The sequence below is a fragment of the Ensifer sp. ENS03 genome (assembly GCF_014852035.1).
Lineage (GTDB): Bacteria > Pseudomonadota > Alphaproteobacteria > Rhizobiales > Rhizobiaceae > Ensifer > Ensifer adhaerens.
Genome location: NZ_JACVAV010000002.1, coordinates 883,509 through 910,295, shown reverse-complemented (window position 1 = coordinate 910,295; position 26,787 = coordinate 883,509). Strand labels below are relative to the sequence as shown.

Here is a 26,787-nt window from a genome sequence, read left to right as displayed (position 1 = left end):
GATGCGTTATCAAGGTCAAGCTGTCGGGGCAATCCCCGGTGAAGCGCAGCAGGGCCTGCGGGGAAAAACAGCCCTTGTCTCTTCAGTTGCGGCAAGGGCTATGGCATTGCCTGCGCATCTGGCCATGATGGCCTAAGCTGATTCCCGAAGGAGATGTGATGGAGTTCGTCGAAAGGGCGACGCCCTCAAGAAGCGCTGCCAGCAAGCTCTTCGACGAAGCCGGCCAGGCACCGCTCGACGTGCTGAAACGCGTCTATGGCTATTCCGCCTTTCGCGGCAAGCAGCAGGCAGTGGTCGAGCATGTGACCGCTGGCGGCGATGCCGTCGTTCTCTTTCCGACTGGCGCCGGCAAGTCGCTCTGCTTCCAGATTCCGGCGCTCTGCCGGCCCGGATTGGGTGTCGTCGTCTCGCCGCTGATCGCGCTGATGCGCGATCAGGTGGAGGCGCTGAAACAGCTTGGCGTCAATGCGGCTGCGCTGAATTCGTCGCTAACGCGCGAGGAGGCGATTGCGGTCAGGCGCCAGATCCACGACGGAACGCTCGACCTTCTCTATGTGACGCCGGAGCGGACCGTCACCGACGGCTTCGCCGATCTCATAGGCAATGCCCGAATCGCGCTTTTTGCCATCGACGAGGCGCACTGCGTTTCGCAATGGGGCCATGATTTCCGCCCCGAGTACCGCGCGCTCGGATTGCTAGCCGAGCGCTATCCCGGCGTGCCGCGCATCGCGCTCACCGCCACCGCCGATCCGCACACCCGCGACGACATCGTCGAGCGGCTGGCGCTCAGCAATGCCGAGGTGTTTACCACCAGCTTCGACCGGCCGAACATCGCCTATGAAATCGTCGAGCGCGACCAGCCGCGCCAGCAATTGCTGCGCTTTCTCTCCCGCTTCAAAGGGGCCTCCGGCATCGTCTATTGCCTGTCGCGCGCCAAGGTCGAGGACACGGCCGAATGGCTGAACGCGCAAGGCATCCGGGCGCTGCCCTATCATGCCGGCATGGACCGCACGCTCCGCGACAGGCATCAGGACGCCTTCCTGAAAGAAGAGAGCCTTTGCCTCGTTGCGACCGTCGCTTTCGGCATGGGCATCGACAAGCCCGACGTGCGTTATGTCGCCCATCTCGACCTGCCGGGATCGGTGGAGGCCTATTACCAGGAGACCGGCCGCGCCGGTCGTGACGGGCAGCCCTCTGAGGTCTGGATGGCCTATGGCATGGCCGATGTGCTGCAGCGCCGCCGCATGATCGACGAGGGTGGAGCGGCGGATGACATCAAGCGCATCGAGCGCGGCAAGCTCAATGCGCTCTTGGCGATCTGCGAGACGGCCGGCTGCCGCCGCCAGGCGATCCTTGCGCATTTCGGCGAGGCCCATCCCGGCCGTTGCGGCCATTGCGACACCTGCCTGAAGCCGGTCGAGACCTGGGACGGGACGGAAGCGGCGATCAAGGCGCTGGCCGCGGTCTATCGCACCGGCGAGCGCTTCGGCACCGGCCATGTGGTCGATGTGCTCATGGGCACGGTCAACGAGAAGACCGAGCGCTTCGGCCATGTCGACATGCCCGTCTTCGGCGTCGGCAAGGACCTGCCGGCTCGCACCTGGCAATCGGTCTTCCGGCAATTGCTGGCGGCGGGCCTGATCAGCGTCGACCACGCTGCCTTCGGCGCGATGAAGCTCGAGGCGGAGGCGCGTGCGGTGTTCAAGCGCGAGCGCCAGGTGTTTTTCCGCAAGGACCGCCCGACCTCTGGCAAGGCGGCGCGCGGCGCCAAGTCGGGATCGCAGCGCGAACGGGCCGATCTGGCCGGGTCCGATCTCGAACTTTTCGAACTGCTGCGCGCCGAGCGCTTCTCGATCGCCAAGGATCTGAACGTCCCGCCCTATGTCGTCTTCCCCGATGCGACCTTGATTGCGCTTGCCAAGGAACGCCCGCGCGACCTCGATGAACTGCTCGACATTCCCGGTATCGGCGAAAGCAAACGCGAACGCTACGGCGAGGCATTTCTGGCGGTCATCGACGGGTATCTCGACGGGTGATGGCGGTGGGCCCCGCGTCTCCGTCGTCGGAAAATGGCTGTGGCGAAGCGCTTTGCGACATAATATGTCCGGCCCGCCATCGCGCCTTGAAATGGCCTGTCGTTTTTACGCTGGATTCGGCCGAGCGCCGGATTTTGCTGCAAGTCAAAAGCCGTCATGATACTCGTCAGGCATGCGATGTTTTCTTGAAGCGAGAGCGCCATGACTTCAGCCTTCCTCACCCATCTCCGTTCAGAACTCGAGGGCCTGAAGACGGCCGGGTTGTACAAGTCGGAGCGTGTGATCACCTCGAAGCAGGCGGGTGAGATCAAGGTCGCCTCGGGCGAGCGGGTGCTCAACTTCTGCGCCAACAACTATCTCGGCCTTGCCGACAGTGAAGAGCTGGCCGAGGCCGGCAAACAGGCGCTCGACCGCTACGGTTACGGCATGGCCTCGGTGCGCTTCATCTGCGGCACGCAGGAGGAGCATAAACAGCTGGAGGCACGCATTTCGTCCTTCCTCGGCCTGGAAGACACGATCCTCTATTCCTCCTGTTTCGACGCCAATGGCGGCCTGTTCGAAACGCTGCTCGGCGAAGAGGATGCGATCATCTCCGACGCGCTCAACCACGCCTCGATCATCGACGGCGTGCGGCTGTCGAAGGCCAGGCGCTTCCGCTACGCCAACAACGACATGGCGGCGCTGGAGGAGGAACTGAAGAAGGCCGAGGGCAGCCGCTTCAAGCTGATCGCCACCGATGGCGTGTTCTCGATGGACGGCATCATCGCCAATCTTAAGGGCGTCTGCGATCTCGCCGACAAATATGGCGCCATGGTCATGGTCGACGACAGCCATGCGGTCGGCTTCGTCGGGAAGAACGGCCGCGGCTCGGCCGAGCATTGCGGCGTCGAGGGCCGCATCGACATCATCACCGGCACGCTCGGCAAGGCGCTCGGCGGCGCCTCGGGCGGCTACACCTCGGCCAAGGCCGAAGTCGTCGACTGGCTCAGGCAGCGCTCGCGCCCTTATCTGTTTTCCAACACCCTGGCGCCGGTCATTGCCGCCGCCTCGCTCAAAGTCTTCGACCTGATCGACAACGGCGATGCCTTGCGCGAACGGCTCTATGCCAATGCGGCGCTGTTCCGCACCGAGATGACCAAGCTCGGCTTCACGCTGGCCGGTGAGGGCCACCCGATCATCCCGGTGATGCTCGGTGATGCCGCACTCGCCCAGGAGATGGCGGCGCGCATGCTGAAGAAGGGCGTCTATGTCATCGGCTTCTCCTTCCCGGTGGTGCCGAAGGGCCAGGCGCGCATCCGCACGCAGATGTCGGCAGCGCATAGTGAAGCGGACGTCCGGCGGGCAATCGCCGCCTTCGAAGAGGTCGGCCGCGACCTCGGCGTGATCTGAGGGAGAGACTGATGACGAACATGATGAAGGCGCTGGTGAAGTCGAAGCCGGAAGAGGGCCTCTGGATGGAGCGCGTGCCGGTGCCGGAGATCGGCCCGAACGACGTGCTGATCAAGGTGAAGAAATCGGCGATCTGCGGCACCGACGTGCACATCTGGAACTGGGACCAGTGGGCGCAAAAAACCATTCCGGTGCCGATGGTCGTTGGTCACGAGTTCATGGGCGAGATCGCCGAGGTCGGCTCGGCCGTCACCAAGTACCATGTTGGCGAGCGGGTCTCGGGCGAGGGCCACATCGTCTGCGGCAAGTGCCGCAACTGCCGGGCCGGCCGCGGGCATCTGTGCCGCAACACGCTCGGCGTCGGCGTCAACCGGCCGGGCTCGTTCGGCGAGTTCGTCTGCCTGCCGGAGTATAACGTCGTGCCGATCCCGGAGGATGTGCCCGACGAGATCGCGGCGATCTTCGATCCGTTCGGCAATGCCGTGCACACAGCACTCTCCTTCGATCTCGTCGGCGAGGACGTGCTGGTGACCGGCGCCGGGCCGATCGGCATCATGGGGGCGCTGGTCGCCAAGCGTTCGGGCGCGCGCAAGGTGGTGATCACCGACATCAACCCGACGCGGCTGGCGCTCGCGAAAAGCGTCGGCATCGACCATGTCGTCGATGCCTCGAAGGAAAACCTTGCCGACGTGATGAAGGCGATCGGCATGACCGAAGGTTTTGACGTCGGGCTGGAAATGTCCGGTGCGGCCCCTGCCTTCCGCGACATGATCGACAAGATGAACAATGGCGGCAAGATCGCCATTCTCGGCATTGCGCCGGCCGGCTTCGAGATCGACTGGAACAAGGTGATCTTCAAGATGCTCAATCTCAAGGGCATCTATGGCCGCGAGATGTTCGAGACCTGGTACAAGATGATCGCCTTCGTGCAGGGCGGGCTCGACCTTGCCCCCGTCATCACCCACCGCATCAAGATCGACGAGTTCCGCGACGGCTTTCAGGCCATGCGCTCCGGCAATTCCGGAAAGGTCGTCATGGACTGGTAGGGCCGCAAGGGCCGGCGTACCCCGTGAGGGTCGGCGGTTCAGTTGGCGAGGCCGAACTGGATCTCGATCTCGTGATAGCGGGCGCCCTGGCCCGCCCAGCGGTGGTAAATCTCGCGGCTCTCGCCGGAGAAATTGTGCCTGGACATCTCGATCTTTGCGACCAGCGGCGCGTAGCCCTGGGTGAAAAGGCTGCGCATCGGACCCTGGTGCAGCGTGGACGCCACCATGATCGGCTCCAGTTCGATCAGATCGAGCGCGCCGCGATAATCCTTGCCGCCCGTGACCGGGCGGCAGATGCGCCAGTCGAACGGCGTCTTGGCGTTTTTCGGTAGATCGTTCGCGATGAAGATCCAGGGACCTGCGGGCATCATGCCTGCACGTTCCATCTCCGCCTCGATGAGAGGCGCCAGCATGGCGCTTTCCGTCTTGACGTCTGGAATGGTGAGCCGCCGACCGATCGATAACGCCCGCATGGCGTCGGTTTCCTTGATGAGCATTCGAGCCTCCGTTTCGGTGCGAAGGTCCTGCGCGATCAGGTCAAGCGCAAGCAAAAAGCCGGAATAATCTTGCGATTTTTCCTCGCCAATGGGCTCCTTCGGGAATCGTTTTGCGTGCACATGCCTGGCTGCCGCCTGCGCTTGCTTGAGGGCAGGGAGGCTCTATCTTGATGGCAGTGGAGACGTCGTCGCACCGGGAAGTAGAGGAGATGCATGCATGCGTTATGAGGGAAGCTGTCATTGCGGCAAGATCGCCTTCGAGGTGGAAGGGGAATTTGGCGAAGCGATCGACTGCAATTGCTCGCTCTGCCGTCGTCGCGGCGGACTGCTCGCCTTCGTTGCCCGCGACAAGCTGACGCTGACGACGCCGGAAGAGGACCTCTCGACCTATGTCTTCAACAAGCATGTGATCCAGCACCGGTTCTGCGACGCCTGCGGAATCGCGCCATTCGGTGAGGGCGACGGGCCGCGTGGGAAGATGGCGGCGATCAACCTACGCTGCCTGCCGGAGTTCGATATCGAGGCGGTGAAAGTCGTCAAATACGACGGCCGATCGGTTTAGCACCGGACCGAAAAATGCAGTCCTGGTTGCGCGTGCGCATATGGCACAACGAGACCTTGCCGATTAAATTGTTGCTACCCTTGTCTTTTGGCGGGCAGCGCCTACATCTTCAGCGGAAGCTGATAAACCCCAAAAAGCGACAGGAACGGTGATTTTTACCGAATCATCCGGTTTTTCAGCGGAAATGCTTGACGGGATCGAAAATTCTGGGAATCACCATTTCCGAATAAGAAATGGCGAGATGACACGGCGGTTAGGGAATCATGCCAGAGACGTTTCAGTGGCAGGACTGTCGGAGCTTGTCCGCTTTGCCACGAGTACACTCGTGGTTAAACAGGAATTAAACATCATCCCGTTACGTCAGGGGAAATGATTCGGTGGCGGGTGCGCGGCGCACCCGGACCTTCGAGCGGCATTGGCACCGGGCTCACGCCGGTTGCGACAAGGAAAGCGACGAACTAAATGGCAACCAAAGTCAAAGAAAACGAAGAAGCTGACGTAGAACGCGAAGGCGCTCCGGACGGCCCGCTTCTCGATCTTTCCGATGACGCTGTCAAGAAGATGATCAAGGCTGCCAAGAAGCGCGGCTACGTGACGATGGACGAGTTGAACTCCGTCCTTCCGTCCGAGGAAGTCACCTCCGAACAGATCGAAGACACGATGGCGATGCTGTCCGACATGGGCATCAACGTGATCGAGGACGAGGAAGCCGAAGAAGCTGCTGGCGGCGGCGACGATGAGGCCAGCGACGACGATAACGAAAGCGAAGGCGGCGAACTGGCCCCTTCCAGCGGTACTTCGCTTGCGACCAGCAAGAAGAAGGAACCGACCGATCGCACTGACGACCCGGTTCGCATGTACCTGCGCGAAATGGGTTCGGTCGAGCTTCTGTCGCGCGAAGGCGAAATCGCGATTGCCAAGCGCATCGAGGCTGGCCGCGAGACAATGATCGCCGGTCTCTGTGAGAGCCCGCTGACCTTCCAGGCGCTGATTATCTGGCGCGACGAACTGAACGAAGGCCAGACGCTTCTGCGCGAGATCATCGATCTCGAGACCACCTATTCCGGTCCCGAGGCCAAGGCTGCTCCGCAGTTCCAGAGCCCGGAAAAGATCGAGGCCGACCGCAAGGCTGCCGAGGAAAAGGAAAAGACCCGCAAGGTTCGCTCGCCTGCCAACGACGACGACATCACCAATGTCGGCGGCGATGTCATGCCGGCCGAGGAGGAAGAGGAAGACGACGACGAGTCGAACCTCTCGCTCGCCGCGATGGAAGCGGAACTGCGCCCGCAGGTCATGGAAACCCTCGACATCATCGCGGAGACCTACAAGAAGCTGCGCAAGCTGCAGGACCAGCAGGTGGAAGCCCGCCTTGCTGCCACCGGCACGCTGTCGCCCGCCCAGGAGCGCCGCTACAAGGAACTCAAGGACGAGCTGATCAAGGCGGTCAAGTCGCTGTCGCTCAACCAGAACCGCGTCGACAGCCTGGTCGAGCAGCTCTACGACATCTCCAAGCGCCTGATGCAGAACGAAGGCCGTCTGCTGCGTCTTGCAGAATCCTACGGCGTCAAGCGCGACTCGTTCCTGGAGCAGTATTCGGGCGCCGAACTTGATCCGAACTGGATGAAGTCGATCAGCAACCTGGCCGGCAAGGGCTGGAAGGAATTCGCCAAGAGCGAAAACCAGACGATCCGCGACATCCGCCAGGAGATCCAGAATCTGGCCACGGAAACCGGCATCTCGATCGCCGAGTTCCGCCGTATCGTATCCATGGTGCAGAAGGGCGAGCGCGAAGCGCGTATCGCCAAGAAGGAAATGGTCGAAGCGAACCTGCGCCTCGTCATCTCCATCGCCAAGAAGTACACCAACCGCGGCCTGCAGTTCCTCGATCTCATCCAGGAAGGCAACATCGGCCTGATGAAGGCGGTCGACAAGTTCGAATACCGCCGCGGTTACAAGTTCTCGACCTATGCCACCTGGTGGATCCGTCAGGCGATCACCCGGTCGATCGCCGACCAGGCCCGCACGATCCGCATCCCGGTGCACATGATCGAAACGATCAACAAGATCGTCCGCACCTCGCGCCAGATGCTGCACGAGATCGGCCGCGAGCCGACGCCGGAAGAACTGGCCGAAAAGCTCGCCATGCCGCTCGAAAAGGTCCGCAAGGTCCTGAAGATCGCCAAGGAGCCGATCTCGCTCGAAACGCCTGTCGGTGACGAAGAGGATTCGCACCTCGGCGATTTCATCGAGGACAAGAACGCACTGCTGCCGATCGACGCCGCCATCCAGGCGAACCTGCGCGAGACAACCACCCGCGTTCTCGCCTCGCTGACGCCGCGCGAAGAGCGCGTTCTGCGCATGCGCTTCGGCATCGGCATGAACACCGACCACACGCTCGAAGAAGTCGGCCAGCAGTTCTCGGTTACCCGCGAACGTATCCGTCAGATCGAGGCGAAGGCGCTCCGCAAGCTCAAGCATCCGAGCCGCTCCAGGAAGCTCAGAAGCTTCCTCGACAGCTAAAGTCGGGTACATGGAAAGATCGAAAGCCGGGCCACGTGCCCGGCTTTTTCGTTTCCGCCTCACCCATGCGATTTATTGTGGGCGCTTTCGCCGGGGAGTATAGTCGCCCCTTCGCAGTAATCTGGGGCACCCCGTCTTGTACGCGGGAGCAATCGCACCGCGGGCGTGAAGCGTGCCCCCGTGGAGGTGTCAGATGACGACGTATGTCATGCTCCTCAACTGGACCGAGCAGGGCGTCAAGAATGTGCGTGATTCCCCGAAGAGGCTCGACCTCGCACGGAATGTGCTCGGCGAGATGGGCGGCTCCTTCAAGCATTTCTTCCTGACCATGGGTGACTACGACATGGTGGCCATCGTCGAAGCGCCTGACGATGCGGTGGCCGCACGCTTCGCGCTCACGCTTGGCATGGCCGGCAATGTGCGCTCGACGACGCTGAAAGCCTTCCCTGAGGCTGCCTATCGCGAACTGATTGCCTCGCTTGGATGAACAGCCGGTGTTGCGGCCGTGAGGATAATCGCGGCCACAACGCCAGATGCGTCGTTCACGGCGCGCCGTTTCCCGAGAGGATGCGGGCCGCGCCGCGCATGGCGTTGCGAAAGGCGTCGTCAAAGCTGATGCCGCTCAACTGCCAACGGTAACGCTTGCCGCCCGCGTCCATCTGCCATTGGGCGATCCAGCCACGGGCGGCGTCGGACCAGACGAGCGTGCCGATGAGCCGCACGTCGCCGTCGGATTGTGTCACGGGTGAAAAGAGCTGCGCCGGATCCGCTTGCGGCAGGGTGTCGAGCGCGGGTTTCCGGGCGGTTACGGTCGCCGCATCCGGCAGCACGGTCGAAAGCGCCAGCGGCTTTGCAGCTGCCTCAAGCGAATCCGCCATATAGGGACTTTCACTGCTGTCGCGTGTCAGCACGAAGCGGCGCTTCTGGTCCTTGACCGCCAGCCATACGGCGATCGCCGGGCGAGGGGAGAGCCATGGCTTGCGGCCGAGTTCTGCGAGAAGCGGGTCCAGCGTTGCTGGCTGATACCGGCAGGTGAGGTCATGCGGGCGGTCGTGCGTGCCCTGTTCGTCATGGATCGGGATGCCTTCGAGGCGATCGCGGTAGGAGAAGGTCGAGACGAAGCTGCCGGCCTTGGCCTCCGCTGCAGCAAACCGGGGCGCCTCTGTGATCGTCGGATCGCCGGATAGTTTGACGAGCACTTCACGCAGGCAGTCGCGAAAACCGATCGCACGGTTGGCTTCACCCGTGCCCGTGACGATCGCGTCACTTTGATAAAGCGCGTCGATATCTGCCGCCCCGGCGTTGCTGCCGGCGTGGCAGAGAAGCGCCGCTACGAGCGCCGTGACCGTCGCTCTTTTCCGGATCAGTTTGCCGGCGGCAGGACGCAACTGAGATCGCCCTCCTCACAGCTCAGATAGGTCTTGAAGTCGGCGACGCGCTTCTGTGTGCGATCGTCGCGGCATTCAAGCGTGATCATCGGCTGGGCGGAGCCGCCGGCAACGCCCGAGCTTGCGAAATCGCATTCGGCATCGCGATAGGCGATCCAGGCCCTTTGCGCGGCAACCAGCAGCTTCGTCTTGTCGGCATCGTCCTTCAGGCGTCCCTGGATTTGCTTGTAAAGGGCGTTCAGTTCGGCGTCGGAGGCCTTCAGCGCCTTGTCGGCGCAGGCATTCATCGTCGCCTGGTCGCTCGCATCGGCGCATTCGTCGGCGCGTGCGAGGCCAGTCGCGGCGAACAAGCCGGTGAAGGCGAGCACCATCAAGGCGGATATTTTCATCGATACGCTCCTTTGCGCCCAATGGCTGGCGCGGCATGTCTCCCGTGGATCGTAAAACCTCCGGTGGCGAAAGTTCAATGGCCGGGCCTTCGATGGTTCTCCTTTGAATCAAAAGAGATCCTTAAGGTTTACGTTTTATCAATCTCTGGAGCGCCGCGGCCCCGACGGGCGGCCCGTGGTGTTCGAGCATTTTTCCCGCGGCATTGCCTTGCGCGCAAGCCGTGCTGCGGGAAGCAAGAGGTTCTGCGATGCGTTGCGTATTTGTCGTCGTCCTCCTGTTGCTTGCCGGCTGCGGAACGGTGCCGAGAGACACCCGGAATGCCTGCGCGGTTTTCGAGCAGCAAGATGGCCTTTTCAACAATTGGCGCCGGGAAGCCTATAGCGCCCAGCGTGAATACGGCGTGCCCGTGCCGATCCTGATGGCGACGATCTACACCGAATCCGGCTTCCGCCATAATGCCCGTCCGCCACGCACCAAGCTTTTCGGCTTCATCCCCTGGACGCGCGCTTCGACGGCTTACGGCTATTCCCAGGCGCTCGACGGCACCTGGGCGCGCTATCAGAGCGAGACCGGCCGCTGGGCAGCGCGGCGTTCGGACTTCGGCGACGCGATTCGCTTCATCGCCTGGTACCATCGCGAAAGTGCCCAGCGGAACGGCATCGCCCTCAACGACGCCTACAGGCTCTACATCGCCTATTACCATGGCCACGGCGGCTATTCCCGAGGCAACTGGAGCGATACGGCCAAGAACGGCGCCAAGCGGGCGGCCGGCATGGCCCAGGTCTACAGCAAGCAGCTCAGAGGCTGCGGCAGCTGACGCCGCAGCCCGGTTGAGCCGGCGCCAGGGGACCGTTCTTCCGCTTAACCAGCGGCTGCGCGATCAAGTTCCGCGACATCGATCTTCACCATGCCCATCATCGCCTGCTGGGCGCGGGCCGCACGCGCCGGATCAGGATCGCCGAGGTGACGCATCAGGGCGTCCGGGATGATCTGCCAGGAAAGGCCGAACCTGTCCTTCAGCCAGCCGCAATGCTGCGGCGTGCCGCCGTCCAAGAGCCTTTCCCAGAAGTAGTCGACTTCCGCCTGGTCGGTGCAGCGCAGGAAGAACGACACGGCCTCGCTGAACTTGAAATGCGGCCCGCCGTTGAGCCCCATGAAGTGCTGCCCCTCGAGCTCGAAGGATGCGGTAAAGGCCCTGCCGTCGGGGCCCCGCTTCACGTCGGTGATGCGGCTGTTGCGGAAAATGGCGGTGTAGAAAGCGATGGCGTCCTCCAGCTGATCGTCGAACCAGAGAAACGGCGTGATCTTCTGCATGGGTGTCTCCCGATTTGGATGCTACCGGCCAAGGACGAACGGGGAAGCGCGGTTCCGACAAAAGCAGCGCCGCACTTGAAAGAAAATTCCGTCCCGATGTCGGAACTCTTGGCCGTCCTGCGTCCTATGCTCGTAGAACGAACAGAGGAGACTATGTCGATGACCTATGTGGATGGCTTTATCGTTGCCGTGCCGAAGGCGAATATCGAGGCCTACAAGGCGATGGCGAAGGCGGCGGGTGCGGTGTGGATGGAGCACGGCGCGCTCGCCTACACCGAATGCCTGGCGGATGACGCGCCCTATGGCGAAGTGACGTCCTTTCCCCGCTCGGTGCAGGCCAAGGACGATGAGACGGTGGTGTTCTCCTGGATCACCTACAAATCCCGCGCCGAGCGCGACGCGATCGTTGCCAAGGTCATGGCCGATCCGCGGCTGCAGGGCGATGCCTGGAAGCAGGTGTTCGACGGCAAGCGCATGATCTATGGCGGCTTCGAGACCTTCCTGGAGATGTAGGCACGCCACCGCGACGGATTGCGGCAGATCGCCTTGGACCGGGAACGGTCCGGGGATAAAAGCATTGGGCATATCAACGGGTCGCACCGCCTCTCGGGCGGATGCGACCGCCTGCCGGAGGCCTTCATGCCGCAAACGCGCATCACCATCGCCACCCATGGCCAGGGGCTCTATGAATTTACCGACGAGGCGGCGGCCTTCGTGCGCGCCAACGCGGCAGGCGAGGGGCTGCTCACGGTCTTCGTGCGGCACACCTCCTGTTCGCTTCTCATCCAGGAAAACGCCGACCCGGACGTGAAGCGCGATCTGGACGCCTTTTTCCGCCGCCTCGTGCCGCCGTCCTCGGATCCCTCCATGCGCTGGATCGTGCACACCCAGGAAGGCCCCGACGATATGCCGGCACATATCAAGGCGGCGTTGACGCCGGTATCGCTCGGCATTCCCGTCAGTGGTGGCCGGATGCTCACCGGCACCTGGCAGGGGCTCTACCTCTTCGAGCATCGCGACCGCCCGCATCGCCGCGAGATCGTCCTGCATCTTTCCGCCTGATTGGCCGGCGCCGACGATTGAACGGCGGCGCAAGGGTTCTAGATAAAGGGGCGAGAGCAAGGGCTTGGGAACCGGCCTTCGAGGCTAGGGAGGAACCGGAATGACCGATGCACAGACGATTGCCAGCGGCTTTATCGAGGCGCTGAACCAGCGGGAATTCGAGGCGCTGGCGCGGCTCGTGCATGAGGACATCGAACTCGATTCGCTGACCGGTCAACGCACCGTCGGCGTCGGCCCCTTGCGCGCCTGGCTGATGAACTATCTGCGCCGATTCGACGAGCAGTTCGGAGACGTGGTACTGATGCGCGATGCCTTCGGCCAGCGCGTGGCCGCCGATTTGACGGTACGGGGCACCTACCGCGAGACCATGGAAGGCTTTCCCCCTGCGACTGGCCAGAGCTACTCCATTCCCAGCGTGCTCGTCTTCGAGATCGAGGACGGCGCCATCACCCGCCTCAGCCATTATCGCAATATTCGCGTCTTTGAGCGGGCGCTTGCCGGCTGAGCGACGCGTAGCCGACCGCTCCTGACGGTCGCGCCCCTTCATTTTCAAGTTTTCTTACTGACCGCCGGATGACCGATCATGTCTTGATCGGGAAAATACGGGCGCGAATCACCTCTGGCACGCCGATGACGGCGGCTGATTCGCCGCTTGTCCAAGCGCAGGCGAAGGCGCGTCCCAGCGCCTTGGCCGCGGTCAAAGCCCTTCGAAATACTTGTTTATAAGCAATGCCTTATCGACTGTGACTTGCACGAAAGTCTCCTCCACGCGCGTGTGGTCATCACGTTCTGGCAATCTGAACGTCCCATGAACATCGGGTTCCGCTGTCGTTCAGCTTGGCGACCCTATTCTCTGATCAATCGCTTGGGACGGTGATTGCCCCTCGAACCCTTCAAGCTTGGAGAGATCTTATGAAGAACCGCCTTTTTAACGCCGCTGCCGCCGCCGTCATCGGACTTACCGGCCTGCTGGGTGCCGCCTCCACCGCTTCGGCGGAATCGATCGAATTCGGTTTCGGCCCGCGCGGTGGCGTCGATGTCCAGTATCGCGACTACGACGGCGGCTACGGTGACGAGCGCGACTGGGGTCGCGGCCGTGACCGCCACTGGGACCGTGACCGCCGCGGCCGTTGCGCGCCCTGGATGGCCGTCGACAAGGCCCGCGATCGTGGACTCCGCCGCGCCTATGTCGCCGACGTCTCTTCGCGCCGCGTCGTCGTCGAAGGCCGTCGCCACGGCCAACGCCAGACGATCGTGTTTGCGAACGCCCGCGGCTGCCCGACGATCGGCCGTTGGTAACACCTAAGCAATCTTCCCGCCTCGTCTCCCCCGGCCGGCGGAAGAATGGCCCCTCATGCCAAGGCATGGGGGGCTTTTTGTTTGACGCCGCAGCGACCAAGGGGCGCCGGTTGCGCGCAGCCCTGGTCGGGACGCGTGAACGAAGCGAAGTGGATCAGGCCGACAGCGCGGTCCACACGTGCGAATCGTCCGCTCGGGCGATCGTCGTGTCAGGCACCGTAGTTGCCGAACCGACGGCAAGGCTCCGGCCGGTTTGCCCTCTAGCATTGCCAGACGAATGAACGCGCGGCGCAATTCCATCGCGGACATCTGCGGCCTAGGCATCGGCTGATCTTCTTCAGACCGGATCCAGCCCATGTGTCAGCCATCGCCCGGAACACCTGCCAAGGATCTCCTCGACCGAACACTCGGGACCAACGATCCATGCGATGTGGCTGGAGGTCCGCTTTAGCGGCGAGGATGACGAGGACGTGAAGGCGAGGGCGACGCCAGGCGGAGATCGCGGAGCGGTCGCGGGCGATGCCGCAGGGCGAGGGACGGCAGCAAATCGCGCGCGGGAAGCGATGTCAAAGCAGGTGCCGGCAAATTTAAGCCTGGAGGTCGGACGGCGTTCAGCGCCGGGCCCAGTCTTAGTCGAGTGCATCGCGATCACCAGCGCCCAAAAGAAAAGCCCCCGGCACCGATCCTTGGCACCAGGGGCGTTCGATCGTTGAACGCCCGCGCTTGGCCGCGGGCGTTGCTGACAAGCCTTACTGCTTGATTTCGAAGGTCACGTTGACCGTCACGTTGTAGCTGTTTTCGCCGGTTGCGACCGGAACGGCGTCGGCGGCATATTCCTTGGCCATGCCGGCGCGCATCATCGGCACCGGCTCGGGGCGGAAGCCCTGCTCGGAGATGTTGACGATCTTGCCGACCGAGACGCCGGCCGCTTCGGCCAGCACCTTGGCCTTCTCAACGGCATCGGCAACGGCTGCCTTGCGCGCTTCGGTGATCACGGCTTCCGGCTTGTCGTTGGTGAACTGTACGCCGCCACCCTGGTTGACGCCGAGCGAAACCGACTTGTCGATCACTTCGCCGAGCTTGGCGAGATCGCGAACGCGGACGCTGACGCCGTTCGTCACCTGGTAGCCGATCAACTCCGGCGCGCGGTTGCTGCCGTCGGTGTTGGTCGGGTAGCTGTATTGCGGGTTGAGCATGAAGCCGCTCGTCTGCAGGTCGCGATCGGCAATGCCGCCGTCCTTCAGCGCCTTCAGCACTTCGGCCATGGTCTTGTTGTTGGCGTCCAGCGCTTCACGCGCGGTCTTGCCATCCTTGACGACGCTCAGCTGCAGGACTGCCATGTCCGGCGCGGTCGTCGCGCGGCCTTCGCCGGCAACGACGATGGTGGCCTTGTCCTTGTCCGTCTCCTGCGCCTGAGCGGCGGCAACGCCAGCAAAAGCTGCGGCGAAGGCGGCGATCGAAAGCGTGCGGGCAGTGCGTGTGGAAATCATCTTCAATGTCTCTCCGGTTGTTCCGTCCCAAGCGTCTTCTTGGCTATCGATTGTGTGAGCATTGCGGCAATGGCTTGTCCGCAAAAAGGTTTTCCGCTAGAGCCTTGGCCACCCGCAAACTGCCATTGGTTCGCGGGCCTGGATCACGACGGTGCCACGCCTCGTTCAGAAGCGCAAAGGCCACCGTAGCACTTAAAGTTGCTGCCCCGTGTCTTATCCCTGGACCGTTACGGTTTAAGGACAGGAGCGGATCCAGAGTGGGCCTGTAGCTCAATGGTTAGAGCCGGCGGCTCATAACCGCTTGGTTGGGGGTTCGAGTCCCTCCGGGCCCACCAATCACTTGCGAACATTGAATTTTCTAGGTTTTCTGGCTGATTTTTGCCCAGATTTGATGTGCGCGCAGGTTGGGGACACTTCCAGCGACTTTGCACGACGCGAAATTGCGCACGGCATGTTCCGCCAACGTCGGATAATCCAACCCTCTTCCTCGTGGTTTCTGCTAGGATGGCCGGCCAGGCAGCAATGGAGAATTTCGATGGCTGGTCCGGGCGCGGAAATGGTGCGAATCGTACGTCGCAACAAGCTGGTTGGCTTTTGGGCGGCGGAGAAACTGGCCCTTGCCGGCGAAAATGCCAAGACCTACTCGGATGGTCTTGCGATGGCGGCGCTGGACGTCGAACGCAGCGACATTCTTGCGATCATTCGAAGAGACTTTGACGCGGCAGGCGTGGTCCAATCGGACGACGACATTCTGGCGGTCATGAACGTCTGCTGGCTGGAGGCGGGAAAACGAACAAAGGGGTCAGACGGCAGCGATGCAGCGCTGGTGCAGATTGCACGTCACCTCATGCAAGGATCGTGAGCGACGATCCTCTCCGGCGCAACAGCTATTCGGGTGCCACGAACGTCGATGCCGGCAAGCTGCTGGTCAACGGCAACCAGTCGATTGCAACCGGACTGACGACGGTTGGTTCTGGCGCCGTGCTCGGCGGCAACGGCACGATCGGCGGCAGCGTCGTCGTGAACGACGCGGCACGCTGGCGCTCGGCAACAGCCCGGGAACGTTGACGATCAATGGCAATCTGTCGCTCGCTGCCGCTTCCATCGTCGATTTCGAATTCGGCCAGGCCAATGTCGCCGGTGGCGCGCTCAACGATCTTGTCGATGTCGGTGGCAACCTGGTGCTCGACGGCACGCTCAACGTTTCCGTCTCCTCCGGCGGCAGCTTCGGCGCCGGCATCTACCGGGTCTTCAACTATGGCGGCACGCTGACCAGCATTGGTCTACAAAGCGCTCGCCTGTCGCGACCGCTTTGACAGGACATACCCTTTCCGAGGCCACGTTCGCAGTTGTCTCCGCCAACGCGGCCAGATCCTTAGCCGGAAGCGGGGATGGCCCGGGGCTTCATCGTGGCCCTCGGGGTGCTCGAGTTTTCCAGTGCCGAGAGCGCCACGGCGTCCCATTGGGAGAGGATATGTTCGGCGTCGTAGCGTCGGACATTGGCTTCGGCGTTGGCCGCGAGACGGGCGCGCAGGGTCTCGTCGCCCATCAGGTTGGAGAGGGCTTCGGCCAGGGCGTTGATGTCGCCGTTTTCGACGAGAATGCCGTCGTCGCCGTTGGCAATCATGTCGGTCGGGCCCCATTCGCAGGCGAAGGAGACGACGGGGAGGCCTGCGGCCATCGCTTCAAGCAGGGCGATGCCCCAGCCTTCGTAGCGGGATGACAGGACGAAGAGGTCGGCGGTTTCGACCCAGAGGCCGGGTTTCGCGGTGACGCCGGGCATTTCCACCCGGTCGGCCAATCCGAGCGCGTTGCGCTGGGCTTCCAGCGCTTTTCTCGCCTCGCCTTCGCCCCAGATGACGAGCTTCCATTCGGGGTGGTCGCTGGCCGCCTTGGCGAAGGCTTCGAGCAGCAGATCGAAGCCCTTTTGCTCAGTCAGGCGCCCGACGGCGGTGAGCACATTGTTGCCGCGCTTCTTTTGCCAGCCGTCGGGCAGATTGATCGCATTGGCGATCACCCGGCTGGAGCGGCGAACATTCGGCGGGAAATAGTCCAGCGCGCCCTTGGTCATCGTCACCAGCGCAAAGGCGCGCGGGTAGAGACGAAGCTGCAGCCATTTCCAGAAGGGGCCGAAGGGCTGCGCCGCCGGGTTGTTGCGCTCGGACACGATCACCGGGAGCCTGAGGCCTCGCGTTGCGAGCAGCGTCAGCACGTTCGTGCGCGTCAGGAAGCTCAGCACGAAGTCGGGACGGGTGCGGCTGATCGTCGAGCGCAGTCGGTAGAGCCGCCTTGCCACCAGCCAGGCGGCCCGCAGCTTGCCAGCCTTCTGAACCGGCACGTCGAGCCGCTCGATGGTGACGCGCGGATCGAGCCTGTAATAGGGTTCGGAGGTCGGCGCTTCGAGCGTAATCACCGTGACGGTGCAGCCGAGGCGGGCCCAGTGGCTGGCAACGAGACTGACGACGTGCTCGGTGCCGCCGGCGCCGAGTGCAGAAACAATGATGGTTATGCGCGCGCCAGCGATGCCGGCGGCTCCGACGATGTCGGCACCTGTATCTTGATCCAATTTGGATTGCCCCTCGCTCTCCGCTTTCTATTATTAACAACTCCTTAAATTCTCGCAATGGGACTTTCGCAGTGTGGTAAACGCGCTGGCGAACAGCCGATCGCGGCTGGCCGGCGCGCAGTTCGCATGTCCCATCGGCAAGGCAAGACCAGACGTTGGAAGGCCTCAGCCCGTGCAATGGGCGCCGAGGATGGGGCGGGTTGAAGCGGCGCGCGGGGGAAGGTGTCGTCTCTGGGAATACCGGGCGGCTGGTGCTCGCAGGGCTACCGTGCGCGCAAAAAAAATGCCCGCGGGAGGCGGGCAGTTTTGGAGTGGGCGCATACGCTCAAACATGTTGCGCCTCGCTCCAAGGTGGCCGTCAGAGGTCAAGGATCCGTAAATGCGCGATAGCTAAAAATAGCGAATGGCAGCGGCCCGTCGTCCCCGCCAGCCGCCGCCGTCCGGATTCCAGCGGAGAACCGGTGGCTGGGGTCGATTTTTTGTCCGGGGACATCAGCCGTAGCATCGGCCGGATATTGCCACCGGGCGTGGTGGCGCGGAAGCGGCAGAGACGGGTCGCCGTTCGCCGATGCCGTGATACAGGGAACCCGGCAAGCCTTTGCTTTTCCGTATTGTTTCGCTCATAGCCCGCGCCGATGCCTGCGTCCGCCGTCCGCAAGGCGTCGATGTTCGCCAGCGCAGGGCGAAAGCGGCGGCACAACCATGGCGGAATCTCTAAGAAAGGAATTGTTAATTTAAGCAATGAATAATGAAAAAGGGGGTTGAAGATCGCCGCCTTTTCGCCCAAAGGAAGCCCCAGGCGGCTGGACCGCTATTCGAAAGGACGTTTATGCGAATCAAAACCGCATGTGCCGGCGTAGGCCGCACCGCCGTTTCGGGTTTCAAGTTTCTCGTACCGACGACATCAGTTCTAAGCCTCCTGCTTCTGTCCGCCGGCTGCTCGTCGACGGTCGTCAGCGAAACGCCGCTGTTTGCATCGGGCCATTCGAGTGCCTATGCGAGCCCTTCGATCAAGGTCCGCAAGGAAGAGAAGCAGCTGAAGATCGCCGAGGCGGATGAAGACATCGTCGAGCCGGCACCGACGCGCAGGCGCACGGCAACCTACCTCGGCCGCGCCCCCTATATCTGCTCGCCGAGCGGCTTCGGGCGCACGTCACACTGTTTCCTCAGAGCCTCGCTCTAACAGTCTGTCGCGTTCGGGAAGGCAGGCGCAATCGATCATGGAGACGGGGCGGTTGCCAGCCTTGGCGGCGGCCTTTTTGCCATCCGGGCATGACGCCCACGGCCTCGCGATCGCACCGGCTTCCAGCGCGCAGCAAGCCATGTCTGGTTTTATGCGGTGCCAGATGTGGCACGCCGGAGAAAATCGTTGCCTATTGCTGTCCCAAGATCGGTCCTCGGTGCTGGCGCGCTGGCGCTTCTGGCGGTTGCCGGAGTCACGCCGGGCCGCGCGCAGGATCCCGTAGACGGTATTGATCGGTCGCTGACGACCGCCGCCATCACGCCTGAGGCAAGGGAGCGGGAAACACGCACGGTCGAAATCGGTGTTTACGATCCGCATGATGCGGTCGCATCCAGCGACGCGCTGACACTCGAGCATGTCTTCGTCTACTGGCAGAAGCCGGATCGGGCGCAGCTGAAACGGAAGTTCGCAAATGCCGCGCGACAGGGGCGGGCGCTGATGCTTTCGGTCGAGCCCTATACCCATGCCGCCGACTGGCGCGCCGGCGGCAACCGGCTGTTTGCCGATATCGGCAATGGCCGCTTCGATCGCGAGATTACCGATATTTGCACGCGCGCCGCCGACTTCCGCGGGCCGGTCTACATTCGCTGGGGCCATGAGATGGAAGAGCCCGGCGAGCGCTATCCCTGGGCGCGGCGCGACAGCGAAGGCTACAAGACGGCGTTCCGCTACTTCGTCAGCAAGTGCCGGGAACTCGCGCCGGCCGCCCGCTACGTCTGGTCGCCGAAGGGCCATCGCAATCTCGCGGCCTATTATCCGGGCGACGATGTCGTCGATGCGATCGGCATCCCGGTCTGGGGCCTGCAGAAGATGGACGTCGACTATTGGGGCCGCGAGCGTCGCTTCGGCGAAGCGCTCAAGGAAAAGTACCAGCGCGTTTCGCGTTACGGCAAGCCCGTGATCGTTGCCGAACTCGGGGTCTCCGGCTCGGCCGATTACAAGCGTGCATGGTATGCCGAAATCCTGGATCAGCAGACCTACCGCCAGGCCTTCCCGCTTCTGACGACCGTCGTCTTCTTCAACGACAAGGAGCCGTACAAGTGGCCGCTCGGTTACGGCGCGCCGGACTGGCGGCTCGACAAGGCGGCGCTCAAGGCGCTTGCCGACCGTGGACCGAAGGAAGCGGCCGAACTCGCCGACTGATCGCCGCGCGTGGCATGAAATCTTGCTGATCGCAGCTGAGGTGCTTTCGGTCGGGGCGATGCGCCGATCGTCCTTCGGCGCATCGTGAAAGCTTCAAACTCCGAGCCCTTGATATCCCGGATCACCTTTGCGGTTCCGGATCATCCCGGTCGCCCGGATCAGGCCAGCAACAGGCCCGATTCCCGGGCGGCTGCGGCAAAGCAGCGGCTCGCCCGGTCCGTACTCGTCAATCCATCCAGCGCATCCAGGCAGCGTCTGAGGGCTGCGCGATATTCCCGGCCACGACGGCCCGGCCACTGCCTGAGCAGTTCCACGGCTTCGAACACCGTTCTGACCACGGTCTGCCGTCGTGCCGAAAGTTTCAGGGGGATGGGAGTGGGAAAGAGTTTCTCGCTCATTGCATTCCTCGTTCACAGTCTTTTCGAGCGAGAGGGCAACGCGAGAGCAGCGGGATGGTTCCATGTTGTCGACCGATTTTATTCGCGCTGACGGCAGGCGGGTTCTCTCCGGCTTTGCGAACCTGATCTTTTGGTTGCGTCGCTTTTGCCGACGGCGGACGAAGGGAGGTGCGGCGGGGAGCTCCATCGAGCTCGGACCGGTGTTGAAAAGCTTTGAAAATCCAGGCGCAGCTGGCGGCACTAGAGTTCCAGCGCTGCCTTGAGGTCGGTCGACTTCAGAACGCGCAGGTCGAGGTCGGCTTCGATATGGTCGATGTGGTGGACCATCAGCCGCGCGGCCGCGTCGATGTCGCCACGCTCGATCGCGTTGACGATCTCGTCGTGTTCGCTGTGGCCGCAGCTCGAAACGGTCGATTGTCCGTAAAGCGCGATGACCAGCGAGGAGCGGGCGACGAGCTCGTCCATGAAGCGGCGCAGAATGGTGTTGCCCGAGAGGTCGGCAAGCGCCAGGTGGAAATCGCCCGATGCCTTGATTTCCGCACGACGGGCCGATTGACCGCGCTGTTCGGTCAGTTCGCGCTCGGCTGCCAGCATGCGCCTGAGTTCGGAAAGCTCCGCCTTGCCGATCTGGGCGGCGGCAGCGCGCACGACGCCGGGCTCGATCAGCCGGCGGGTCGCAAAGATCTGGCGCGCCTCGTCGATCGAAGGGTGCGCAACGAAGGCGCCGCGGTTCTTCTCGACGTTGACGAGGCCCTCATAGGACAGCGCCTGCAGGGCGGCGCGCACCAGCGTTCGGCTGACGTTGAACAGTTCGCCGACGTCGCTTTCCGAAAGCTTCGTGCCAGGCGCAAGCCGCCGCTCGACGATCGCATCGCGCAATGTATCGCGGATGTGCTGACTGCCGGTGTCGGTGGTCGGGTCTGTGGCCAGTTCGGCCTGATGGGGCATGGTGGTCAAGGACATGAATCGATCCGCGAAGCAACGCACCATCTTATCGTCGGACGAAGCGAAGGGAAACGACAATCTGACGCGCAAAGGTTGCGGGGCATCGTCAGGTCGAGCGAGGCTACTTGTCGAGCTCCGGATAGACCCGGTCGAGGAAGCCCGGTCGCAATTTCTCGCCGATCAGGCAATCGGGCGCCGGGAAGGCATCGACATAGCGTATGGTCGGCGGTGGTGGCAGGCCGCTGACTTCGAGCACCAGTTTCTGGCGGATCGCGATGGAGAAATCTTCGGGCTCGTGAACCGGCAGCACGAAGGAGCCGGGGCCGCCGATGACACATTCGGCATAATATTGGTCAAGCGGGCCGGTCGAAACCGACGGGCGAATGAGGATAGCAAGCCCGTTGATGGTGATGCCGCGCGTGATCGCGATCTCGCGGGCTGGAAGCACCGGCGGGCCGATGTTGTTCGGCCCGTCGCCGGAGATGTCGATGACCCTTCGCACGCCGCTGAACGCGTTGGAATCGATCAGCGCCGTGCCATAGGTAATGGCGTTGGAGATGGAGGTGCCGCGGCGTGTGCCGACCGGCCGCGCTTCGATCAGCTTGGCGAAGGCGTCGGCGTCGGCGGCATTGTCGATGACCTTCCAGGCGACAACGGAGGACTCGTTCACCGTTCCGGCCCATTCGAAATAGCCGATGGCGATCTTGCCCAGCTGGCCGCTTTCGACCGCATCAAGGAAGTCGCGATGCCGGAGTGCCTCGACATAGCCGGCCCGCTGGATGCGGGCCTCGTCGAGATCCATCGAGCCGGACATGTCGACCGCCAGGATCAGTTCGACGTCGACATTCGTCGCCTCGGCGGTCGATGGGCTCGGGCCACCACTCAATGAAAGGAGTAACGCCAACACGCTCAACATCGCTTCAACCAGTCATTGCGCGCGGTCAGATTAGAAGACTGTAACACAAGATTGGATTTCGGCGACCGTTTGGGTGTAGTTGGCCTTCACTAAAGAGTGATTTTGCCGGGTCCTGCATGAGGCCGGATGTCGGACAGGAAAGGCGAAATGCCGCAGCGTACGGAAAATACTGAGCGATTTCAGATCGATCGATTGCAGCAGACGGCGTTCGGGTATTTCCTCGAACATTCGGATCCGGTCACCGGACTGATCGCCGACACCGCGTTGCCGGGCGCGCCGGCGAGCATCGCTGCGACCGGCTTCGGCCTTTCCTGCTATCCGATCGGCGTCGAGCGCGGCTGGCTTTCGCGCAGCGATGCGGCGCGGCGGGTGGCGACGACGCTGCGCTTCCTTGTCCAAAGCCCGCAGTCCCGCCACCGGCAGGCGACCGGCTATCGCGGCTTCTACCATCACTTCCTCGACATGCGGACCGGCGAGCGCACCTGGCAGAGCGAGCTTTCGACCGTCGATACGGCGCTGCTGATCGCCGGCTGCCTGACCGCCTCTGCATATTTTTCCGGTAGGGATGCGGACGAATGCGAGATCCGCGCGCTTGCCGATCGGCTCTATGCGCGGGTGGACTGGCGCTGGGCGCTCAATCGGGGCGACACGCTGACGATGGGCTGGCGGCCGCCGGGGCGGTTCTTGAAGCATCGCTGGCGGGGTTACAGCGAAGCGCTGCTGCTCTATGTGCTGGCACTCGGCGCGCCCGACCATTCGATCGAACCGGAGCACTATGCGGCCTTTGCCGAGGGCCATGACTGGATTCCCGTCGACGGCCGGCCGCATCTGCATGCGGCGCCACTCTTCATCCATCTCTTTCCGCAGGCCTGGCTCGATCTGCGCGGGCTTTCCGACCGGCCGATGCGGGAGCGGGGGACGGACTATTTCGAGAATACCCGACGCGCCATCGCCTTGCAGCGGGACCATGCGCGCTCCAATCCCGGCGGTTTCGCCGGATATGGCGAGGACCTGTGGGGCCTGAGCGCCTGCCATGCGCCGCGCGGCCGGCTGCGGCTTGCGGATGGGCGCCAGCAGCGGCTTTTCGGCTATGTGAACCGCGGCGCACCCTACGGCCTTGATGACGGCACGCTCGTGCCCTGGGCGCCGCTCGCCTGCCTGCCGTTCGAGCCGGACGCGGCGCAGGCCTCCCTCGTGCATATGGCAGACAGTTATCCGGGACTTCTGAGCGAAGGGCGCTTTCCCGGCGGCTTCAACCCGAGCCTGGCCGCCGGCGCAGGCCCGGAGGGCTGGATCGATGCGCGGGTCGTCGGTCTTGACCAGGGCCTCGTTGTCATGATGATCGAGAACTGGCAAAGCGGCCTTAGCTGGGCGCTGATGCGCAGCATGCCGGCGATCCGCCTCGGCCTTGAACGGGCGGGCTTCGACGGTGGCTGGCTGCAGGAGGGGGAAGGCGCGTGTGGTAATCCGCCCGCATCCCGCGCCAGAGGATGAGAATGGACGACGGAGACGGCATGCGCTTGAACGACCATCGGCCGACAGCGGAGACCGCGGCGTTTGCGCCGCAGGCGCTGGCCGTCGCCGACCATCTGCGTACCCAGTTTCCCGAGGCTGCCGTCTCGCTCGGGCCGGCGGCCAGTGATTTCAGCGCGCCGGGCGACTTCTGGGCTGCGGGCAGCGCTGGCCTTGAGGCGGGGCTCGCCTATCAGGATTTCTTCGGGGTCGGCATGACCGACCGGATCCGGGCGGCGCATCTGATCGCCTTCTATAGCCGCCAGCTGAGCGTGGTCCTTGGCGCGTTCCATCTCGGCGCCGGGTTGCAGGCGGAGGTGGCCGGCATTCGTTTCGAGGATTGGACGCGGCTTCACCGTGGCGTCGAAATCGCGGGCAAGCGCTATCATTTTCGCCTGCATCCGCCGGCCAAGGAGCGCCAGGGTGGCGAAGGCGCCAGCGCATTCGAACAGGGCTTCATCGCCCATCTGGCACCCGTCGTTGCGGTTCTGAAAGCGCGAGCAGGGCTGTCGAGCGGGGCGCAATGGCGGGTCGCGGCCGATGCCCTGGCCGGCGCGTTCCTGGAAATCGGCCGCGCGATCGGCGACGAGGCGCGCGGCATGGCCGAGGCGCTGGCGATCGTCAAACGACCGGGTTCGCGGCTCTACTCAGAGGAGCTCTGCTACGAGCAGATCGCGGCTCTCGATCCGGCAAGCGGCGCTCAGCTGTCGCGCCAGTATCGGATCCGTTGCGGCTGCTGTCTCTACTTCAAGACGGAAGGGGGCAGCTTCTGCGACACTTGCGTGCTGCTGGAGCCGGAAGATCGCCGCGCGCGGCTGGCGGCGCATCTCATGCAAAACGGCGGGACCTGAACCCCGCCGTCGCTTTGCTGACGATCTGTGATCAGTGATCACTGTGCCTTGACGAAGCGCTCGTTGATGAAGCCGGAGACGACGCCGAGCACGATCCAGAAGGCAAGCGTGGTGGCGAGTGCGGCAACCGCAAACTCGGCGCCGAGCACGGCCGGAACGTTGCTGGTGATATCGAGCGGCTGCGGCGCACCGTAGACATGGGGTGCTGCGATCAGCACCAGGCCTGCGACCTTGGAGACGATCTCCTCGCGCAGGACGACGAGATAGAGGCCGACGGCGGAGAGCGCCACTGTCACCAGCCACCAGGTCTGGCGGTCGCCGAGTTCGGCTGCCGGAAAGCCCGGCAGTTCCGGCGGCAGACCGATCGCCGGCAGCATGTGCACGGCAAGCCAGCCGCAGGCGCCCCACAGCGCGCCGTTCCTGAGCGTGATCGGGTAGCCGATCACCAGGCTGACGCCGGCGAGCAGCAGACCGAAGCCGGAACCTGTGACGAGGTTCGCCATCAGCGTGCCGGAGAAGCGGCTCATGCCGAACATGATGCCGCCTTCCTCATGCTCGCCCTCATGGGCATAGGCCGGGGTGATCGGCGACAAAGCGTCGAGGAAAGCGCCGAACGGCGACACGGCTTTGAGCGACGAATGCTGGTCGTGGTTTTCTGCGGCCGGCTGTGCCGCACCCGGCTGGGCGGCGGGCTGTTCGGTAGCGGCCGGTGCCTCGCCTTCGAATTCTTCTGCATGCAGGATCAGCGGTGTGACGCGCAGTTCCTGGGCGCCGGTCATGAAGACACCGGCAATCAATCCAGCCACGATCGCGGCCAGAAGCGTTCTGACAATCATCTTGAAATCCCTCGATAACGACAAAAGCCACGCCCTGTGGCGTGGTCCTTGAGCCTTCCCATTTTCCCTATGCTGCGGATGGCCTTCGCGCGCCGGAAAAACCGGGATGCGCGCAGGCCTCCATCCGGCTCGGGCCGGATGCGTTCAGGTCCGCAGATTGTTCGATGCGGAACGTTGTTCACGTTCCGGCGCATCGGTCAGTGGCAGGGGAAGCCGTAGGAGTGGCGGGTGTCGTGCGCCGTGTCGTGCAGCACTGCCGAGTTGGCAAGGCCGGCGCCAAAGACGAGGAATGCGCCGATGAAGAGCGCGATGACGCCAGCGGTCAGACGATCGCTGAGGGAGAGCGGGGTGCTCGAAATGGTAGACGTAGCCATGACAACCTCCGTGATGGCATCGGGAAATTCCCGGTTGGGCCCTATGCCCGTATCGAGTGGCAGGTTTCCTGGCTCACGGCGTTGGGCTCGATGCCCTCGATCTGCCTCGCCTTCCCAGCTCGGCCGCCCTCTCGCGGTCTTGCCAGTGGCTTCTTCCGGATCGCTCCGGAACGGTGGATCGACGTCGCTCTACAGTCGCGGGGTCGGCCGTGATTTGAATGCCCAGCTTGGGTCCATCCGTCACATTCCCGTTTACTCCCGAAACACGTTCGCGTCCCGGGAACCAATCGATCCCAGATGATTAGGATTGTGTCATGGAGTTGTCAATTGAGTGCGCGCCGCCGCGCGGTCCATCCGCGACAAAATCCTTGATGGTCATGCGTTTGTAGGCTTCGACGATCTGGTCACCCTCGGCCCGGTCGACCGAGACTGCAAGTCGCATGGTGCAGTCGCCGAGATGCATGATCAGGAAGGCGGCGCTGTCGATCTCTTCGCGCGGTGTCTCCGGCACAAGCCGGGCCCAGACATCGGCAAGCAGCTTTCCGCCGGCGCGGCTTTGCGCAAGATCGATCTCGCGCAGCGCCTTGTCGGCCTGCATCGCCGACCAGATGTCGCGCATGACCGGCTCGGCGAGGAACATGTCGTAGTAGATGTCGAACAGCAGCGAGAAGGCGTCGCGCAGTTCGGCTATCGACGTGACCTTGGCCAGTTCGGCCGCGATGCACTCGTTGCAGACCGCATTGTAGCGCTCGGCCAGCGTGCGCACGATTGCCGCCTTGTCGGGAAAGTACTGATACAGCGAGCCGATCGAAATCCCCGCCTTTTCAGCGACTTCGCTCATGCGCATGGCGTCGCTGCCCTTCTCCTGGATGAGCGCCGTCGCGCAGGCAAGGATCTGCTCGACGCGCTCGCGGCTGCGCTTCTGGCTCGGCGTCCGGCGCAGCGCAGGCTCGTCGTCAGCGGGAAGCGTGGCGGGACTTGCATCGGGAATCATGAGTAATGCTCACATT

29 protein-coding genes, 1 tRNA gene, 1 pseudogene and 1 riboswitch are annotated in these 26,787 nt (G+C 63.3%); of the genes and pseudogenes, 18 read left to right on the top strand and 13 right to left on the bottom strand.

Going from position 1 to position 26,787, the window contains the following annotated elements:
• Positions 1 to 158: 158 nt before the first annotated feature.
• From recQ to tdh, 3 genes are all read left to right on the top strand, one after another.
• Complete coding sequence (gene recQ, locus IB263_RS11175; protein ID WP_060606797.1) at positions 159 to 2,036, top strand: DNA helicase RecQ; 1,878 nt, start codon at positions 159 to 161, stop codon at positions 2,034 to 2,036.
• Positions 2,037 to 2,237: 201 nt separating this feature from the next.
• Positions 2,238 to 3,425, top strand: a complete 1,188-nt coding sequence (locus IB263_RS11170; RefSeq protein ID WP_192438491.1) for a glycine C-acetyltransferase — start codon at positions 2,238 to 2,240, stop codon at positions 3,423 to 3,425.
• An 11-nt stretch (positions 3,426 to 3,436) separates the two neighbouring features.
• The gene (tdh, locus tag IB263_RS11165; protein ID WP_060611193.1) at positions 3,437 to 4,471 is read left to right on the top strand and encodes an L-threonine 3-dehydrogenase; all 1,035 of its coding nucleotides are present in this window, start codon (positions 3,437 to 3,439) and stop codon (positions 4,469 to 4,471) included.
• 38 nt (positions 4,472 to 4,509) lie between these two features.
• Here tdh and IB263_RS11160 read toward each other — a convergent pair whose 3' ends face one another.
• Positions 4,510 to 4,968: a hypothetical protein gene (locus tag IB263_RS11160; RefSeq protein WP_112977231.1), complete on the bottom strand. Its 459-nt coding sequence runs from the start codon at positions 4,966 to 4,968 to the stop codon at positions 4,510 to 4,512.
• A 217-nt stretch (positions 4,969 to 5,185) separates the two neighbouring features.
• Between IB263_RS11160 and IB263_RS11155 the strand changes: the two genes are divergently transcribed.
• The 3 genes from IB263_RS11155 to IB263_RS11145 all read left to right on the top strand — a co-directional run bounded on the left by IB263_RS11155 (position 5,186) and on the right by IB263_RS11145 (position 8,537).
• On the top strand, positions 5,186 to 5,530 hold the full coding sequence (locus tag IB263_RS11155; protein WP_192438490.1) for a GFA family protein: 345 nt from the start codon (positions 5,186 to 5,188) through the stop codon (positions 5,528 to 5,530).
• 462 nt (positions 5,531 to 5,992) lie between these two features.
• Positions 5,993 to 8,050, top strand: coding sequence for an RNA polymerase sigma factor RpoD (rpoD, locus tag IB263_RS11150; RefSeq protein ID WP_034803439.1), 2,058 nt, complete (start codon positions 5,993 to 5,995; stop codon positions 8,048 to 8,050).
• A gap of 193 nt (positions 8,051 to 8,243) precedes the next feature.
• Positions 8,244 to 8,537, top strand: a complete 294-nt coding sequence (locus IB263_RS11145; protein WP_034803438.1) for a GYD domain-containing protein — start codon at positions 8,244 to 8,246, stop codon at positions 8,535 to 8,537.
• 55 nt (positions 8,538 to 8,592) lie between these two features.
• On the opposite strand, the gene IB263_RS11140 is transcribed toward IB263_RS11145, so the two are convergent.
• Both IB263_RS11140 and IB263_RS11135 read right to left on the bottom strand, forming a co-directional pair.
• A complete protein-coding gene (locus IB263_RS11140; RefSeq protein ID WP_192438489.1) occupies positions 8,593 to 9,438 on the bottom strand; it encodes a DUF2066 domain-containing protein in 846 nt (281 codons plus the stop codon).
• On the bottom strand, positions 9,414 to 9,827 hold the full coding sequence (locus IB263_RS11135; protein WP_082566223.1) for a lysozyme inhibitor LprI family protein: 414 nt from the start codon (positions 9,825 to 9,827) through the stop codon (positions 9,414 to 9,416). The genes IB263_RS11140 and IB263_RS11135 overlap by 25 nt, the downstream gene beginning before the upstream one ends.
• Positions 9,828 to 10,075: 248 nt before the next feature.
• Between IB263_RS11135 and IB263_RS11130 the strand changes: the two genes are divergently transcribed.
• Positions 10,076 to 10,645 (top strand): membrane protein, encoded by a 570-nt coding sequence (locus IB263_RS11130; RefSeq protein WP_034803436.1) that lies wholly within the window; start codon positions 10,076 to 10,078, stop codon positions 10,643 to 10,645.
• A 44-nt stretch (positions 10,646 to 10,689) separates the two neighbouring features.
• Here IB263_RS11130 and IB263_RS11125 read toward each other — a convergent pair whose 3' ends face one another.
• Positions 10,690 to 11,142, bottom strand: a complete 453-nt coding sequence (locus IB263_RS11125) for a VOC family protein (RefSeq protein WP_192438488.1) — start codon at positions 11,140 to 11,142, stop codon at positions 10,690 to 10,692.
• A gap of 159 nt (positions 11,143 to 11,301) precedes the next feature.
• On the opposite strand from IB263_RS11125, the gene IB263_RS11120 reads away from it, so the two are divergent.
• From IB263_RS11120 to IB263_RS11105, 4 genes are all read left to right on the top strand, one after another.
• Positions 11,302 to 11,655 carry a DUF1428 domain-containing protein gene (locus IB263_RS11120; protein WP_034803445.1) on the top strand — a complete coding sequence of 118 codons (354 nt, stop codon included), beginning with the start codon at positions 11,302 to 11,304 and terminating at the stop codon, positions 11,653 to 11,655.
• Positions 11,656 to 11,781: 126 nt separating this feature from the next.
• The gene (locus IB263_RS11115; RefSeq protein WP_034803443.1) at positions 11,782 to 12,204 is read left to right on the top strand and encodes a secondary thiamine-phosphate synthase enzyme YjbQ; all 423 of its coding nucleotides are present in this window, start codon (positions 11,782 to 11,784) and stop codon (positions 12,202 to 12,204) included.
• A gap of 100 nt (positions 12,205 to 12,304) precedes the next feature.
• A complete protein-coding gene (locus tag IB263_RS11110) occupies positions 12,305 to 12,709 on the top strand; it encodes a ketosteroid isomerase-related protein (RefSeq protein ID WP_192438487.1) in 405 nt (134 codons plus the stop codon).
• 407 nt (positions 12,710 to 13,116) lie between these two features.
• Positions 13,117 to 13,503: a hypothetical protein gene (locus tag IB263_RS11105; RefSeq protein WP_034803430.1), complete on the top strand. Its 387-nt coding sequence runs from the start codon at positions 13,117 to 13,119 to the stop codon at positions 13,501 to 13,503.
• A 749-nt stretch (positions 13,504 to 14,252) separates the two neighbouring features.
• On the opposite strand, the gene IB263_RS11100 is transcribed toward IB263_RS11105, so the two are convergent.
• Positions 14,253 to 14,993, bottom strand: coding sequence for an SIMPL domain-containing protein (locus IB263_RS11100; RefSeq protein WP_034803426.1), 741 nt, complete (start codon positions 14,991 to 14,993; stop codon positions 14,253 to 14,255).
• Between the two features lie 259 nt (positions 14,994 to 15,252).
• On the opposite strand from IB263_RS11100, the gene IB263_RS11095 reads away from it, so the two are divergent.
• The 3 genes and pseudogenes from IB263_RS11095 to IB263_RS34685 form a co-directional block, all read left to right on the top strand.
• Positions 15,253 to 15,328, top strand: a tRNA-Ile gene (locus IB263_RS11095).
• A gap of 200 nt (positions 15,329 to 15,528) precedes the next feature.
• Positions 15,529 to 15,855 carry an ATPase inhibitor subunit zeta gene (locus tag IB263_RS11090; RefSeq protein ID WP_060515850.1) on the top strand — a complete coding sequence of 109 codons (327 nt, stop codon included), beginning with the start codon at positions 15,529 to 15,531 and terminating at the stop codon, positions 15,853 to 15,855.
• Between the two features lie 20 nt (positions 15,856 to 15,875).
• A pseudogene (locus IB263_RS34685) lies at positions 15,876 to 16,294 on the top strand (hypothetical protein); the annotation flags it as partial.
• 74 nt (positions 16,295 to 16,368) lie between these two features.
• Here the strand turns inward: IB263_RS34685 and IB263_RS11075 are convergent.
• Positions 16,369 to 17,559 (bottom strand): glycosyltransferase family 4 protein, encoded by a 1,191-nt coding sequence (locus IB263_RS11075; protein ID WP_192438486.1) that lies wholly within the window; start codon positions 17,557 to 17,559, stop codon positions 16,369 to 16,371.
• Between the two features lie 358 nt (positions 17,560 to 17,917).
• Positions 17,918 to 18,346: a hypothetical protein gene (locus IB263_RS11070; protein WP_162732993.1), complete on the bottom strand. Its 429-nt coding sequence runs from the start codon at positions 18,344 to 18,346 to the stop codon at positions 17,918 to 17,920.
• Positions 18,347 to 18,388: 42 nt separating this feature from the next.
• On the opposite strand from IB263_RS11070, the gene IB263_RS11065 reads away from it, so the two are divergent.
• On the top strand, positions 18,389 to 18,742 hold the full coding sequence (locus IB263_RS11065) for a hypothetical protein (protein WP_034791958.1): 354 nt from the start codon (positions 18,389 to 18,391) through the stop codon (positions 18,740 to 18,742).
• Positions 18,743 to 18,928: 186 nt separating this feature from the next.
• On the top strand, positions 18,929 to 19,945 hold the full coding sequence (locus IB263_RS11060) for a glycoside hydrolase family 26 protein (RefSeq protein WP_192438485.1): 1,017 nt from the start codon (positions 18,929 to 18,931) through the stop codon (positions 19,943 to 19,945).
• A 158-nt stretch (positions 19,946 to 20,103) separates the two neighbouring features.
• Here the strand turns inward: IB263_RS11060 and IB263_RS11055 are convergent, their stop codons facing one another.
• The 3 genes from IB263_RS11055 to IB263_RS11045 all read right to left on the bottom strand — a co-directional run bounded on the left by IB263_RS11055 (position 20,104) and on the right by IB263_RS11045 (position 22,204).
• Entirely contained in the window at positions 20,104 to 20,343 is a 240-nt protein-coding gene (locus IB263_RS11055; protein WP_034791960.1) for a DUF982 domain-containing protein, read from the bottom strand.
• Between the two features lie 240 nt (positions 20,344 to 20,583).
• Positions 20,584 to 21,291, bottom strand: coding sequence for a GntR family transcriptional regulator (locus tag IB263_RS11050; RefSeq protein WP_192438588.1), 708 nt, complete (start codon positions 21,289 to 21,291; stop codon positions 20,584 to 20,586).
• A gap of 118 nt (positions 21,292 to 21,409) precedes the next feature.
• On the bottom strand, positions 21,410 to 22,204 hold the full coding sequence (locus IB263_RS11045) for a DUF1194 domain-containing protein (protein WP_034791962.1): 795 nt from the start codon (positions 22,202 to 22,204) through the stop codon (positions 21,410 to 21,412).
• Positions 22,205 to 22,351: 147 nt separating this feature from the next.
• On the opposite strand from IB263_RS11045, the gene IB263_RS11040 reads away from it, so the two are divergent.
• Both IB263_RS11040 and IB263_RS11035 read left to right on the top strand, forming a co-directional pair.
• A complete protein-coding gene (locus IB263_RS11040) occupies positions 22,352 to 23,698 on the top strand; it encodes a glucoamylase family protein (protein ID WP_192438484.1) in 1,347 nt (448 codons plus the stop codon).
• 2 nt (positions 23,699 to 23,700) lie between these two features.
• Positions 23,701 to 24,567, top strand: a complete 867-nt coding sequence (locus IB263_RS11035; RefSeq protein WP_246810993.1) for a ferric iron reductase — start codon at positions 23,701 to 23,703, stop codon at positions 24,565 to 24,567.
• Positions 24,568 to 24,605: 38 nt separating this feature from the next.
• Here the strand turns inward: IB263_RS11035 and IB263_RS11030 are convergent, their stop codons facing one another.
• From IB263_RS11030 to IB263_RS11020, 3 genes are all read right to left on the bottom strand, one after another.
• Positions 24,606 to 25,403, bottom strand: coding sequence for a CbtA family protein (locus tag IB263_RS11030; protein ID WP_110818702.1), 798 nt, complete (start codon positions 25,401 to 25,403; stop codon positions 24,606 to 24,608).
• Positions 25,404 to 25,600: 197 nt separating this feature from the next.
• Positions 25,601 to 25,777 carry a CbtB-domain containing protein gene (locus IB263_RS11025; RefSeq protein ID WP_034791966.1) on the bottom strand — a complete coding sequence of 59 codons (177 nt, stop codon included), beginning with the start codon at positions 25,775 to 25,777 and terminating at the stop codon, positions 25,601 to 25,603.
• A 40-nt stretch (positions 25,778 to 25,817) separates the two neighbouring features.
• A riboswitch (cobalamin riboswitch) is annotated at positions 25,818 to 26,080 on the bottom strand.
• Complete coding sequence (locus tag IB263_RS11020) at positions 26,079 to 26,771, bottom strand: TetR/AcrR family transcriptional regulator (protein ID WP_060515856.1); 693 nt, start codon at positions 26,769 to 26,771, stop codon at positions 26,079 to 26,081. It overlaps the preceding riboswitch by 2 nt.
• Positions 26,772 to 26,787: the final 16 nt, after the last annotated feature.